Annotated in this window: 11 protein-coding genes; 6 read left to right on the forward strand and 5 right to left on the reverse strand. The window is 73.5% G+C overall.

The genetic code is table 11. The features are described 5' to 3' along the window. Together rfaE2 and OUY22_RS05505 are read left to right on the forward strand one after the other, a co-directional pair. On the forward strand, positions 1–500 hold a 500-nt coding region (gene rfaE2 / locus OUY22_RS05500), incomplete at its 5' end, for a D-glycero-beta-D-manno-heptose 1-phosphate adenylyltransferase (protein WP_270153655.1). 91 nt (positions 501–591) lie between these two features. Next, complete coding sequence (locus tag OUY22_RS05505) at positions 592–2,301, forward strand: carbamoyltransferase C-terminal domain-containing protein (protein ID WP_270153656.1); 1,710 nt, start codon at positions 592–594, stop codon at positions 2,299–2,301. Positions 2,302–2,366: 65 nt separating this feature from the next. On the opposite strand, the gene OUY22_RS05510 is transcribed toward OUY22_RS05505, so the two are convergent. Continuing rightward, positions 2,367–2,570, reverse strand: a complete 204-nt coding sequence (locus OUY22_RS05510; protein WP_270153657.1) for a cold-shock protein — start codon at positions 2,568–2,570, stop codon at positions 2,367–2,369. A 259-nt stretch (positions 2,571–2,829) separates the two neighbouring features. On the opposite strand from OUY22_RS05510, the gene OUY22_RS05515 reads away from it, so the two are divergent. Then, positions 2,830–4,887 carry a P-loop NTPase family protein gene (locus OUY22_RS05515; protein ID WP_270153658.1) on the forward strand — a complete coding sequence of 686 codons (2,058 nt, stop codon included), beginning with the start codon at positions 2,830–2,832 and terminating at the stop codon, positions 4,885–4,887. On the opposite strand, the gene OUY22_RS05520 is transcribed toward OUY22_RS05515, so the two are convergent. The 3 genes from OUY22_RS05520 to xylB all read right to left on the reverse strand — a co-directional run bounded on the left by OUY22_RS05520 (position 4,793) and on the right by xylB (position 8,748). Next, on the reverse strand, positions 4,793–5,929 hold the full coding sequence (locus tag OUY22_RS05520; RefSeq protein ID WP_270153660.1) for an acyltransferase family protein: 1,137 nt from the start codon (positions 5,927–5,929) through the stop codon (positions 4,793–4,795). The genes OUY22_RS05515 and OUY22_RS05520 overlap by 95 nt on opposite strands. 109 nt (positions 5,930–6,038) lie before the next feature. After that, positions 6,039–7,259 carry an ROK family transcriptional regulator gene (locus tag OUY22_RS05525; RefSeq protein ID WP_270153661.1) on the reverse strand — a complete coding sequence of 407 codons (1,221 nt, stop codon included), beginning with the start codon at positions 7,257–7,259 and terminating at the stop codon, positions 6,039–6,041. Between the two features lie 76 nt (positions 7,260–7,335). Continuing rightward, entirely contained in the window at positions 7,336–8,748 is a 1,413-nt protein-coding gene (xylB, locus tag OUY22_RS05530) for a xylulokinase (RefSeq protein ID WP_270153662.1), read from the reverse strand. Between the two features lie 78 nt (positions 8,749–8,826). Between xylB and xylA the strand changes: the two genes are divergently transcribed. The 3 genes from xylA to OUY22_RS05545 all read left to right on the forward strand — a co-directional run bounded on the left by xylA (position 8,827) and on the right by OUY22_RS05545 (position 11,665). Next, positions 8,827–10,002, forward strand: coding sequence for a xylose isomerase (xylA, locus tag OUY22_RS05535; RefSeq protein WP_270153663.1), 1,176 nt, complete (start codon positions 8,827–8,829; stop codon positions 10,000–10,002). A gap of 239 nt (positions 10,003–10,241) precedes the next feature. Beyond that, entirely contained in the window at positions 10,242–10,553 is a 312-nt protein-coding gene (locus OUY22_RS05540) for an STAS domain-containing protein (RefSeq protein ID WP_270153664.1), read from the forward strand. A gap of 188 nt (positions 10,554–10,741) precedes the next feature. Further along, positions 10,742–11,665: a CAP domain-containing protein gene (locus OUY22_RS05545; RefSeq protein ID WP_270153665.1), complete on the forward strand. Its 924-nt coding sequence runs from the start codon at positions 10,742–10,744 to the stop codon at positions 11,663–11,665. Between the two features lie 95 nt (positions 11,666–11,760). Here the strand turns inward: OUY22_RS05545 and OUY22_RS05550 are convergent, their stop codons facing one another. Continuing rightward, positions 11,761–12,924 carry a pyridoxal phosphate-dependent aminotransferase gene (locus tag OUY22_RS05550; RefSeq protein WP_270153666.1) on the reverse strand — a complete coding sequence of 388 codons (1,164 nt, stop codon included), beginning with the start codon at positions 12,922–12,924 and terminating at the stop codon, positions 11,761–11,763. Positions 12,925–13,013: the final 89 nt, after the last annotated feature.

Here is a 13,013-nt window from a genome sequence, read left to right on the forward strand (position 1 = left end):
CCGGGGACGGGCCTGCCGGGACGCCGGAGCGGCTCGCGGTCAGGCTGGACGAGCACCGGCGGCGGGGTGAGCGGATCGTGTTCACCAACGGCTGCTTCGACGTGCTGCACCGGGGGCATGTGACGTACCTGGAGCGGGCCGCCCAGCTCGGTGACGTGCTGGTGGTGGCGGTCAACAGCGACGCGAGCACGGCGCGGCTGAAAGGGCCGGGCCGGCCGATCAACCCGTGCGAGGACCGCATGTCGGTGCTGGCGGCGCTCGGCTACGTCGACTACGTGACCTCGTTCGAGGAGGACACGCCGGAACGGCTGCTGCGGATGGTCCGTCCCGATCTGTACGTGAAGGGCGGCGACTACACCCCCGACATGCTGCCGGAGGCGCCGCTGGTGCGGGCCATGGGCGGCGAGGTGCGGGTGCTGGACTACGTCTCCGACCGGTCCACGACGGCGATCATCGAACGGGTGCGCTCGCTGCCCGAGGACTCCCCGGGCCCTGCCTGAGCGGTCTTCCACGCCCAAATGGTCACATTCTGTGATATGTCGTGATCTGAGGGTAGAGGGCTCGCCATCGGCTCGTTCGGGGGGATCGAAGATGGCCCTGAGTCCAGTGGTGATCGGCGTCAACCGGTCGCGCGACGGGTCGATCGCGCTCGCGCGCGGCCCCGGCTCGGTCCACTGCCTGCAGAAGGAGCGGATCACCCGCCGCAGGCACCACCGAGGCCGGCTCGGCGACCTGCCGGACCACTACCTGCCCCGGCTGCCCCCGCTCGCCGGGCCGGTGGACCTCGTGGTGGAGAGCTACTCGTCCGGCGCCGAGATCGACGACCTGGCCGCCTACCGGGCGGAGCTGCGCGAGACGCTCGGACTGGGCCAGGACACGCCCGTGGTGCTCCTTTCGCATCACCTGAGCCACCTCTACAGCGCCTTCCCGCCGTCGCCGTTCGAGGAGGCCGCGGGGCTGGTGGTGAACGCGCAGGGCAGCCGGGCCCGCGACCTGACGGAACCTGTGGAGGCGCCCGGCGACCTGCTGGAGGTCTCGTCCTTCTACCGGTGCGCCAGGGGACGGGGCGGGTACCGGGCCGAGTGCCTCGCCAAGCAGCTCTGGAACGGTGACTGGACCAGGCCCGCGGGCCTGGGCTGCTTCTCCGCGCTGCTGACGCGGATGCTCTGGCCGAGCGGCGAGGGCGACGCGGGCCAGGTGACGGACCTGGCCCCGTTCGGCGACCCGGACGCGCTCGGGCTGCCCGGGCTGGACGTGCGCGGGCACGAGGTGTTCATCCCCCGGCCCTGGCTGGACGCGTTCGCGCAGGGCGCGGCGTTCCGTTACGTGGTCAACGGCGGGAGCACGTTCAAGCGGTCGGCGAACCTGGCCGCGGCCGGGCAGCGGGTGTTCGAGCGGGCGCTGGACGAACTGGTGGCGTGGCTGCACCGGCGCACCGGCCTGGCGAACCTGGTGTTCGCGGGCGTCACGGCGCTGAACCGCCCGGCCGTCGGCCGGCTGGTCCGCGCGTCGCCGTTCCGCGAGGTGTTCGTCCCGCCGAGCCCGCACGACGGCGGCACCGCGATCGGCTGCGCCCTGTACGGGATGATCGAGTGCCTGGGCGCCGGCAGCGCCTTCCGGTGGACCGACGACTTCCTCGGGCCCGACCCGGACCCGGCCGAGGTCGAGGCCGCGGTGCGGGCGCTGCCGGAGGACCTGGCGGCCGAGCGGCCCTCGGACCTCGCGGGTGCGATCGCCGGGTTGCTGGCGGACGGCCGCACGGTGGGCCTGCACCAGGGACGCAGCGAGTCGGGGCCGCGGGCGCTGGGCAACCGGAGCGTCCTGGCCGACCCCCGGGTGCCGCAGATGCGTGACTACGTCAACGCCGAGGTGGGCGGCCGCGAGTGGTTCCGGCCGCTGGCGGCGCTGGTCGCGGCCGAGCACGCGGAACGGATCTTCGAACTCGACCGTCCGGCGCCGTTCGCGCAGTACACCGCCGGCGTGCGGCCGGAGCACCGCGACGCGCTGCCCGGCGTCACGCACGTGGACGGCAGCGCCCGGCCGCAGACGGTGCGGCCGGACACCGCGCCGTTCCTGCACGGGCTGCTGACCCGCTGGCACGCGCTGACCGGCTGCCCGGTGCTCGCCTGCGCCTCGCTGAGCGGGCCGGGCGAGCCGCTCGCCGAGACGCCGGAGCACGCCATCGGCACCCTGCGCGGGACCGGTCTGCACGCGCTGGCCCTGCCGCCGTACCTCATCCGCAAGCGTGCCGAGCCGCCCGTCCCGGGCGAGGACTGGCAACCTGAGGCGCTCCCGCTCTAGCCGCCGCCGGGAACGCGCGAGGGCCCGCACCCCCACCGGGGATACGGGCCCTCCTCGCCGCGAGGTCAGGCGGGGACGATGTTCTCCGCCTGCGGGCCCTTCTGGCCCTGGGTGATGTCGAAGCTCACCTTCTGGCCCTCGTGGAGCTCACGGTAGCCCTGAGCGGCGATGTTGGAGTAGTGGGCGAAGACGTCGGCGCCGCCGCCGTCCTGCTCGATGAAGCCGAAGCCCTTTTCGGCGTTGAACCACTTCACGGTGCCTGTGGCCATGTCATTCTCCCTTGATGAGTACAGAGCCGGAGTGTCCGGACCCATCCGGAAATGACCGGTAAAACAAATGCGCCCGACGGTTACATACCGTACGGGCGCACACGAGTCATGGGTACCAGAACTGCAACGCATTCACTGTAGCACGCGGTCCCGTATGCGGGGCCCACGACAGGCACCCGCGCGAATTCTGGAAATTTTTCGCATTTGCCCGGCCGGGTTCGCCGCGTATCGCCCCTGTCACGCGGCTATCGTGGCCAGCATGTTACGGGGAGTTGACCCTGATCACCCGTCGCTGGGGCAGCGCCTGGAGGCCGCGCGTGACCGCGCGTTCGTCGGGCGGGAGGAGGAGCAGGCGCTCTTCCGTTCCGCGCTCGGCTCGGAGCTCTCGTTCATGGTCCTGTTCGTGCACGGCTCCGGCGGCATCGGCAAGTCGGCGCTGCTGCGCCGGTTCGCCGCCCAGGCCGCCGCGGCCGGCCGGCCCGTGGTGACGGTGGACGGCCGCACCGTGGACCCGTCGCCCGCCGGCTTCGAGGCCGAGGCGGGGCAGGTGTTCACCGCCGGGCGCGCGGTCCTGCTGATCGACACCTTCGAGCGGTGCCAGGGCCTGGAGGGCTGGCTGCGGGAGAGGTTCCTGCCGCGGGTGCCGGCCGGAGCCCTCGTCGTGGTCGCCGGTCGCAACCCGCCCGACCTGCGCTGGCAGGCCGACCCCGGCTGGGCGGAGGTGCTGCGGGTGATCCGGCTGCGCACGCTCGCGCCTCGGGAGGCGATGGCCCTGATCGACGCCAGGGGCGTGACCGAGGAGCTGCGCGAGCCGCTGCTGGCCTTCGCGGGCGGCCACCCGCTGGCGCTCTGCCTGGGCGCCGCCGTCGCCGCCAAGGACGACCGGGCCTCGGCCCGCTGGACCGTGGACAGGGACATCCCCGAGGAGCTCGCCGCCACGCTGCTGGACCAGCTCGTCGGCGAGGTGCCGTCGGCGGCCCACCGCCACGCGCTGGAGGTGTGCGCGCACGCCCACGCCACCACCGAGGAGCTGCTGCGCGCGGTGCTGCCCGACCATCCCAGGCCGCTGTTCGGCTGGCTGCGCCGGCTGCCGTTCGTCGAGTCGGGCCGGCACGGCCTGTTCCCGCACGACGTGGTCCGCGACGCGCTGGAGGCGGACCTGCGCTGGCGCGACCCCGAGGGGTACGCGGACATGCACCACCGCATCCACGCCCATCTGGCCGCGCAGGTGCGCGCCGCCTCGGGCCAGGACGCGCTGGCGGCCATGGGCTCGCTGTTCTTCCTGCACCGCCACGACGGGGTGACCGCGGAGTTCCAGAACTGGCGCGGCGACGGCGAGGTGCACGAGGAGCCGTTCCACCCCGAGGACCGGGCCGAGGTGCTGCGCATGGCGGCCGAGGCCGAGGGCGAGACGTCGGCCGCGGACGCCGCGTACTGGATCGACCGCCAGCCGGAGGGGTTCTGGGTGCACCGGCGCACCGAGACCGGCGAGCCGGTCGCGCTCATGTCCTGGGTGCGGGTGAGCGCCCCGGCCGCGCCGGAAGCCGCCTGCCCGCTGCTCGGGGCGGCCTGGCGGCACGCGGCGGACACCGCGCCGCCGCGCCCCGGCGAGCACGTCGCGCTGGCCCGCGCCTGGGTGCTGCCGCGCTTCCACGGCCGCTCGCCGGTGATGGACCTGGTGCAGTGGCGGGCGGTCGGCGAGTGTCTGCGCTCCGACCGGCTGGCCTGGACGTTCCTCGTCATGCGGGAGCCGGACTCCTGGCGGCGCTACCTGCGCCACTACGACATGCACGACCTGGGCGCCCGCATCCCGGTGGGAGGCGAGACGTTCGGCCTGTTCGCGCACGACTGGCGCACCATCACGCCGGAGGCCTGGCTGGAGCGGCTGAGCGTGCGCGGCCTGGGCCTGCGCGCGCCCGCCGCCCCGCAGGGCGGTGAGCTGAGGGTGCTGGCGCGTTCGGACTTCGACACGGCCGTACGGGACGCGCTGCGCAACGTGTCGCGGCCGGAGGCGCTGGCGGGCAACCCGCTGGCCCGCTGCCGGCTCGTCGCCGTGCACCCGGCGGGGGATCCCGCGCAGGCCGTGCGGGACCTGCTGGAGCAGGCGGTCGAGCAGGTGCGGCAGGACCCGCGCGCGGACCGCTTCCACCGGGCGCTGGTCACCACCTACTACGGCCGCGTCCCCACCCAGGAGGCCGCGGCCGAGAGGCTGGGGCTGCCGTTCAGTACCTACCGGCGGCACCTCGCGGCCGGGCTGGAGCGGGTGGCGGAGATCCTGTGGCACCAGGAGGTGTTCGGGGCCCGGCCAGACGCCTGATCAGCGGCGCCGCGGGCCGCTCCACCCAGCGGTGCACGGCGTAGGCGGCCAGGCACATGACCGCGGTCAGCGCCACCAGCAGCACCCACCGGTTCATCGTGCCCCCGAGCCGCTCGATGACGATGAAGCCGATGTGCGCGTGCAGCAGGTAGAGCGGGTAGGTGAGGGCTCCGGCGGTCACCAGCCAGGGCCTGGCGAGCTGCCGCAGCGCGCGCAGGGCCACCAGGGTCATGACCAGGAAAGCCGCGGCGATCACGATCACGACCACCCACGGGTCGTACTCGACCCCGTACCGCCGCCCCACCGCCTCGGCATACCCCACGCCCCGGTAGATCGCGTTGGCCAGGCAGAGCGGCACGAGCAGCAGCGTCTGCCAGGTGACCCCGAACTGGTACACCAGGAACAGCGCCATCCCGGCGATGAAGTAGTGCGCGAACTCCGACTGCACGACCAGGTCGGCGACCCCCGGCAGCATCCCCAGCTGGACCAGGGCGGTCATGGCCAGCCACCCCCACAGCGCGGCCATGACCCGGCCCCTGGTCATCCCCAGCCAGGCCAGCGCCAGGATGAGGACGTAGAAGCGCAGCTCCGCCCAGAGCGTCCAGTACACGACGTCCACGTTGGGCACGTCCACGACCGACTGGACCATGGTCAGGTTGACCAGCACCTGGAGGGCCGACACGTCGAACAGGCCGCGGCCGAGCGTCACCGTCACCGCCGCGGTCACCGCCACGCCCAGCCAGTACGCCGGGTAGAGGCGGGCCAGCCTGGAGGCGGCGAACGCCCGCGGGCCCCTGCCCCAGGCGCTCATCAGCACCACGAAGCCGCTGATGAGGAAGAACAGGTCGACGCCCAGGTAGCCGTACTTGGCCAATCCTGATATTTCGCCATAGGTAATGGTCGTGGTCCCGCCGACCGGCCCGGAGAACGCGTAGTGGTACAGCACCACGCACAGCGCCGCCGCCAGCCGCAACCCGTCGAGCTCGTAGAGCCGGTCCGCCTTGCGGCGCCGGCTCTCGTACGCGTTTCCCCCGAGATTCACCCGGCGAGCATGCTTGGCCGCATTGCTCACTTAACAGGTCGTTTTACGCCCAATCGCTGCTCATTGTCGTCGCGCCCCTGTCCATCGGGCGTGCTCGGTCGCCCGGAGGTCAGGTCCAGACCGCGGTCGGGTCCTCCAGCACCGAGCGCACGGTCGCCAGCGCCGCCCCGAGCAGCGGCCCCCGCCGGCCCAGCTCCGAGACGGTCAGCGCCCCCGGGTCCCACTCCCGTACGGTCACCCGCGCCGCCAGCTCCCGCCGCATCGGCGGCACCAGCCACTCCCCCAGCTCCGCGTAGGCTCCGCCGAGGACCACGGCGGCCGGGTCGAGCAGGTTCACCGCGCCCGCCAGCGCCGTGCCCAGCGCCCTGCCCGCCTCCTCCAGCGCCCGCCCCACGCGCGCGTCGCCCGCCCGCGCCCTCTCGGCCAGCAGCGCGATCCCGTCGCCTGGACGCTCCCCCGAGGAGGTCACGGCGGCGGGGTTCGGGGGGAGGCCGGCGGCGCGCAGGACCGCGGCCTTGGCGGCGTACCGCTCCAGGCAGCCGCGCGCGCCGCAGGAGCAGGGGGGACCGTCCGGGTGGACCGGCATGTGGCCCAGCTCGCCCGCCAGGCCACGGGCTCCGGTGAAGAGCCGGCCGCCCACCACCAGGGCCGCGCCGATGCCGCTCTCGGCCGAGACGTGGATGAAGTCGGCCGCCACCGGGTGCGCCGACAGCTCGGCCAGCGCCCCCAGGTTGGCCTCGTTCTCCACCCGCGGCGGCAGCGGGCCCGGCCACAGGTCTGCCACCGGGACGTGGTGCCAGCCCAGGTTGGGTGCGCTGCCCACGGTGCCGGAGGCGTCGGCGACCAGACCGGGCACGGCCATCACCGCCGCCACCGGCCGCAGCCCGAGCCCGGCCGCGCCGGCGGTGGCCTCGCTCGCCAGGGCCGCCAGCCTGGCGAGCACCTCGGCGGGCGGAAGGGCGGCGTTGGGGCTCTCCACGACCGTCCAGACGCGGACCTGGCCGCGCAGGTCGGTCACGCAGGCGCCCAGGTGCCCGACGCCGACCTCCAGGCCGAGCCCGGCGGGGCCGCGGTCGCTGACCATGAGCGCGCTGCCCGGCCGCCCGACCCGCCCGTTGGCGGCCGGGCCCAGCTCGGTCAGCAGCCCGGCGGCGAGCAGCTCGTCCACCAGGCTCGACACGGCCGGCCGGGTCAGCCCCGTGTGCCCGGCCACGGCCGCCCTGGACACCGGTCCGTGCCCGGCGACGGTGCTCATGACCAGGGCCAGGTTGTGCTGCCGCATGCCCTGCTGCGACGCCGGCCGGCTCCCGCCCCCGGGTCCACTCCTCACCGGAAACCTCCCCGTACCCGCGCCGTGGACCTGCGGCGGTCGCACGAGCGGCCGCGCGCCCGCGCATTCCCCGCGTTCAGAGCCGGGTGAACAGCTGGCCGGCCCGGGGCAGCGTACCGGCGATCCGCTCCACCGCCGCCTCGTCCTTGGCCACCGGCTCCAGCAGCTCGCCGCGGGCCGTGCCCCAGCGGCGGGCGACCGCGTCCGGGGCCTCGCCGGTGAGCAGGGCGGCCGCCTGGGCCGCCGCGCCGAGTGCGACGAGTTCGGTCGCCGCAGGCACCAGCACCGGGCGGCCGGACAGGCGCAGGATCGTCCGCCGCCAGGCGTCTCCCCGGGCGCCGCCGCCGATCAGCAGCAGCGGGGTCGCCGGGTCGGGCCGCTCGCCGCCGGCCCGCAGCACGTCGTCGAGCGCGGACAGCAGGGCCGCCGCGGCGCCGTCGTAGGCGGCCTGGAGCACCTGTCCGGCGGTGGTCTCGTGGCGCAGGCCGTACACGAGCCCGGCGGCGTGCGGCAGGTTGGGGGTCCGCTCGCCGTCCAGGAACGGCAGCACGACGGCGCTGCCGCCGGGCTCGACCGCCTCCCGGTCGCGGCCGAGCAGCTCGGCGATCTTGTCGATGGCCTGGGTGCAGTTGAGGGTGCAGGCGAGCGGCAGCCAGGTGTCCAGCGCGTCGGCGAACCCGGCGACGACGCCGGTCGGGTCCTCGGGGTGCTGCCGGGTGACGGCGTAGACGGTGCCGGAGGTGCCGAGGCTGAGCACGGGGGTCCCGGGTTCGAGGCCGAGGCCGAGGGCGGCGGCCATGTTGTCGCCGGTGCCGGAGGCGACGAGGGCGCCCTCGGGCAGCGGCCCGCCCGCCCGCGCGGTGCCCGCCTGGCCGGAGACGACGCGGGGCAGCAGGGCCGGGTCGAGCCCGATGTCGCGCAGCAGGTCCGTGTCGTACCCCTGGGGCGTCCACCAGCCGGTGCCCGAGGCGTCGCCGCGGTCGGTGACGCCCTCGCCCGTCAGGCGCTCGGTGAGGTAGTCGTGCGGCAGCCGTACGGCCGCGGTCCGCTCGGCGTGGTGCGGCTCGTTCTCACGCAGCCACAGCCACTTGGAGACGGTGAACGCCGCCGTCGGCACGCTGCCGGTGCGCCGGGCCAGTGTCGCGGCGCCGTACTTGTCGGTCAGCGCGGCCGCCTGGCCGGCGGAGCGGACGTCGTTCCAGAGCAGGGCGGGCCGGATGGGCGCGCCGGAGGCGTCCAGCGTCACCAGGCCGTGCTGCTGGCCGCCGACGGAGACGGCGCCGGCCCGGTCCGCCCAGCCGGTCTGGCCGACGGCCGCGCACAGGGCGCGCCACCACTGCTCGGGGTCGCTCTCGCGGCCGGCGCCGGAGGTGACGGAGTGCGGGGCGCGGCCCTCCCCCACCACGGCGCCGGTGTCGACGTCCACGGCCACGGCCTTGGCCGCCTGGGTGGAGCTGTCGATCCCGATGACGACGCGCTGTGCCGACATGGTGCCTCCCGGGTTGTGGGCTTCCCTACCGCGCTTCCGCATATTAATTTGTTTTGTGCCCTTACGAATAGGAGTCCGATGACTGACAGCCTCGCTCCCCGCCCGGAGCACAAGTTCTCGTTCGGCCTGTGGACCGTCGGCTGGCAGGGCCGCGACCCGTTCGGCGACGCCACCAGGCCCCCGCTGGACCCGGTGGAGACCGTCAACCGCCTGGCCGAGCTGGGCGCGTACGGCGTCACCTTCCACGACGACGACCTCATCCCGTTCGGCTCGTCCGACACCGAGCGCGAGTCCCACGTCAAGCGCTTCCGCCAGGCGCTCGACACCGCGGGCCTGGTGGTGCCGATGGCCACCACCAACCTGTTCACGCACCCGGTCTTCAAGGACGGCGCGTTCACCGCCAACGACCGCGACGTGCGCCGGTACGCGCTGCGCAAGACCATCCGCAACATCGACCTCGCCGTCGAGCTGGGCGCCAAGGTGTACGTGGCGTGGGGCGGCCGCGAGGGCGCCGAGTCGGGCGCCGCCAAGGACGTGCGGGTGGCCCTGGACCGCCTGAAGGAGGCCTTCGACCTGCTCGGCGAGTACGTGCTCGGCCAGGGGTACGATCTGCGCTTCGCGGTCGAGCCGAAGCCGAACGAGCCGCGCGGCGACATCCTGCTGCCCACCGTCGGCCACGCGCTGGCGTTCATCGAGGAGCTCGCCCACCCCGAACTGGTCGGCGTCAACCCCGAGACCGGTCACGAGCAGATGGCCGGGCTCAACTTCACCCACGGCATCGCCCAGGCGCTGTGGCACGGCAAGCTCTTCCACATCGACCTGAACGGCCAGTCAGGCATCAAGTACGACCAGGACCTGCGCTTCGGCGCCGGCAACCTGCGCGACGCGTTCTGGGTGGTGGACCTGCTGGAGACCGGCGGCTACACCGGCCCGCGGCACTTCGACTTCAAGCCGCCGCGGACCGAGGACATGGACGGCGTGTGGGCCTCGGCCGCCGGCAACATGCGCACCTACCTGCTGCTGAAGGAGCGGGCGGCGGCGTTCCGCGCGGACCCGGAGGTTCAGGAGGCGCTGCGCGCGGCCCGCCTCGACGACCTGGCCCGCCCGACCCTGGCGGACGGGGAGTCGCTGGCCGACCTGCTCGCGGACCGCGCCGCGTTCGAGGAGTTCGACCCCGACGCGGCCGGCCGGCGCGGCATGGCCTTCGAGCGCCTGGACCAGCTGGCGATGGAGCACCTGCTCGGCGCCCGCTGACGGCCTCCGCCTCCCCGCCTCCCCGCCGTTCCCGCCGTCCCCGCCATGTGGGGGCGGCGGTCCCGGCTACGTATGATGGGCCGATCGCTTGCCGTAGCGGCGCGGAAGCCGGTGACCCAAGCGGTGGGCGTGGCGGGCGCGGGCACCGCGCCCGGCACGGTTCGACCGGACGCCCGTCGCGGGGCGCGTCCGGGCAGAAGGCGAAGGCTCGCCCTGTCGCCGGAGGAGGCGGACTCGACATGGACGTGGTTACGGTCGGCGCGGTCACGGACGGCACGCTGCCGGTGGTGCTACGCGGTGACATCGACTTCACCAACGCCGCGCGGGTACGGGAGACGATCTCGTCCGCGGTGGCGGCGCGACGCCCTCCCGGGGTGCGGATCGAGATGGGCGAGGTGACGTTCCTCGACTCCTCCGGCGTGGGGGTGCTGGTGGACGCGATGAAGGCGGCCTGGGACGTCCAGGCGGGGTTCAAGGTGGTCAACCCGACCCCTCGCGTGTTCGACCAGCTGAGGATCGCCGGGCTGCTGGACGCCTTCGGCCTGTCCTGATCCCGAGGTGAACCAAATCCCTCGTATCACCGTATCCCCATAGGAACACCACGTTCACGGAGGAACCTAGACGCTTAAGAGGTCTCGGTGGTTTACCCAAATATCCAGATTTTTGGGACAAACCTGAGGGCGACTCGACAGAATGCGGATTCCATCCAGCGTCTACCGCAAACTGGAGGGAACCCCGTATGCGTAGACCCCTTGGGGTACTCGCCTGCCTCGCGAGCGCGGCCGCGCTCTCGGCACCCGTCGCCACGGCGAACGCCGCCACGGTGCCCCAGCCGGCCTGCCGCGTCTCCGTGGCCAAGCCGCGCCTGGCCGAGAACGGCACGATCAAGGCGACCGCCGCCCTGCGCGACTGTCACCGGCCCGGCCTGGTACGGATGCGCATCCTGCGCGCCGTGCCCGGCAAGGACCGGGTCGTCAAGAGCGGCGCCGAGCGGGGCCGCAACCCCCGCCTCACGCTCGCGATGCCGTGCGCGCCAGGCACGTACTACGTCTTCGCCACCGACTACCGGGGCCACACGGGCAAGTCCAGGGCCGTGCGCGTGACGGCGTGCGACCCGGCGGCCACCCCGGTCCCGACCACGACGGCGACCACCCCGGCGCCGGCCCCGACCCGTACGGCGACCGCGACCCCCAAGCCGGTCCCCACCACGACCCGCACCCCCGCCCCCACCCTCAGCGCGACGCCCACGCCGAGTTCTCCCTCGGGCACGGTGGGCACGGCCGAGGAGAACGAGGTCGTCCGCCTCACCAACGCCGAGCGGGCCAAGGGCGGCTGCCCGGCGCTCAAGCACGACCCGCAGCTGAACAGGGCCGCGGCCGGGCACTCGGCGGACATGGCCGCGAAGAACTACCTGAGCCACACCTCCCAGGACGGCCGCTCGTTCCTGGACCGGATCAGGCAGGCCGGGTTCACCGGCGGCCGCGGCTGGGCCGAGAACATCGCGATGGGCCAGCGCACCCCGGCCGACGTGGTGCGGGCCTGGATGAACAGCTCGGGCCACCGGGCCAACATCATGAACTGCTCGTACAACCTGATCGGCGCCGGCGCCGCGAAGAACGCGAAGGGCCAGTTCTACTGGACCCAGAACTTCGCCGCCCGCTGACGATCACCTGATCTTCTCCCACGCGGCGTGCGGAGAAGGCCGCGGCGCCCCGCGACTCCCACCGCGGGGCGCCGCGGCACGCCGGGCCCCGCCCGTCAGGCGGACAGCGAGTTCGGGCGGCGGTGGTGCAGCCCGATCACCGGCACCTCGTGCAGGCTCCCCGAGTACAGGAACTGCGTCATGCCGACCAGCAGCCGGCGCACGTCCTCCTGGGGCCGCACCACCAGCCGCAGGAACTGGCTGGTGGTGCCCAGCTTGTTGCCGCACTCGCGGACGTACACGCCGTGCCGGGTGAGCAGGTGGTCGCGCAGCGCCACCCCGTCGAACCCGTGCGGCAGCTTCACCAGCAGGAAGTTGCCCTGCGACGGGAAGACCGTCAGCTCCGGCATGCACGACAGCTGGTGGTGCATGGCCCGCCGGTCCTGGGCCAGCCGCCGCAGGCTCTCCTGGTACTCGGCCGTGCACTGCTTCATCATGAAGACGACGACCTCGGCGAAGGCGTTCAGGTTCCACTTGGGCAGCGCGTCCCTGATCTTCCCGGCCAGCGCCGGGTTGGCGACCAGATAGCCGAAGCGGACGCCGTGCAGCCCGAAGTTCTTGCCGAGGCTGCGCAGCACGATCACGTTCGGCCGCACCGCCGCCTCGGCCGCCACCCCGGGGTAGGGCTCGGCGTCCACGAAGTCGCCGAACGACTCGTCCACGATCACCAGGTCGAGGTCGATGAGCCGGTCGAGCAGCCGGAGCACCTCGTGCTTGGGCAGGTAGCCGCCGTCGGGGTTGTTCGGGTTGCAGATGACCGCGACCCGGGAGCCCCTGGCGCGGACGAACGACACGTAGTCGTTCACGTCGAGCGCGAAGGCGCGGCTCTCCAGGAGCGGGTACATGTCGACTCGTTTGCCCGTCTCCATCGGCTGGTCGGTCCAGCGGCCGAAGGTGGGGATCGGGATCGCCAGGCTCTCGCGCACCAGCAGGTGGTCGATCCAGGTGATCAGCTCGGTGGAGCCGTTGCCCATGGCCACCGTCCTGGGGTGCAGCCCCATCGTGGCGGACAGCTCGGCGGTGATCGTGTCGGCGTCGCTGGGGTAGAACTTCAGGATCGTCTCCAGGTTCCTCCCCAGGTGCTCGAAGATCTCCGGCGTCGGGAAGTACGGGTTGCACGGGATGCAGAAGTCCACCGGCGGACGCTCGCCGTCGGAGCCGCGCAGCAACGAGAAGTACGACGGGCTGTGCGCCTGCGCGCGCAGAAGGCTGAGCTCCACGACACCTCCATGGCACCTGACAGAACGTGTGGAGGTACGCGCGATCGTCCCGGCCGGTTCAGCGGGCGGACGCCGGCCGAGGGACGACC

Source organism: Nonomuraea corallina, from assembly GCF_027620315.1.
In the GTDB taxonomy this organism is placed as follows: domain Bacteria; phylum Actinomycetota; class Actinomycetes; order Streptosporangiales; family Streptosporangiaceae; genus Nonomuraea; species Nonomuraea corallina.

What these genes read in the sequence shown, in the direction of transcription:
- OUY22_RS05505 (WP_270153656.1), top strand. Translation starts at nt 592, where the DNA reads ATGGCCCTGAGTCCAGTGGTGATCGGCGTCAACCGGTCGCGCGACGGG.
- OUY22_RS05510 (WP_270153657.1), bottom strand. Translation starts at nt 2,570, where the DNA reads ATGGCCACAGGCACCGTGAAGTGGTTCAACGCCGAAAAGGGCTTCGGC.
- OUY22_RS05515 (WP_270153658.1), top strand. Translation starts at nt 2,830, where the DNA reads ATGTTACGGGGAGTTGACCCTGATCACCCGTCGCTGGGGCAGCGCCTG.
- xylB (WP_270153662.1), bottom strand. Translation starts at nt 8,748, where the DNA reads ATGTCGGCACAGCGCGTCGTCATCGGGATCGACAGCTCCACCCAGGCG.
- xylA (WP_270153663.1), top strand. Translation starts at nt 8,827, where the DNA reads ATGACTGACAGCCTCGCTCCCCGCCCGGAGCACAAGTTCTCGTTCGGC.
- OUY22_RS05540 (WP_270153664.1), top strand. Translation starts at nt 10,242, where the DNA reads ATGGACGTGGTTACGGTCGGCGCGGTCACGGACGGCACGCTGCCGGTG.
- OUY22_RS05545 (WP_270153665.1), top strand. Translation starts at nt 10,742, where the DNA reads ATGCGTAGACCCCTTGGGGTACTCGCCTGCCTCGCGAGCGCGGCCGCG.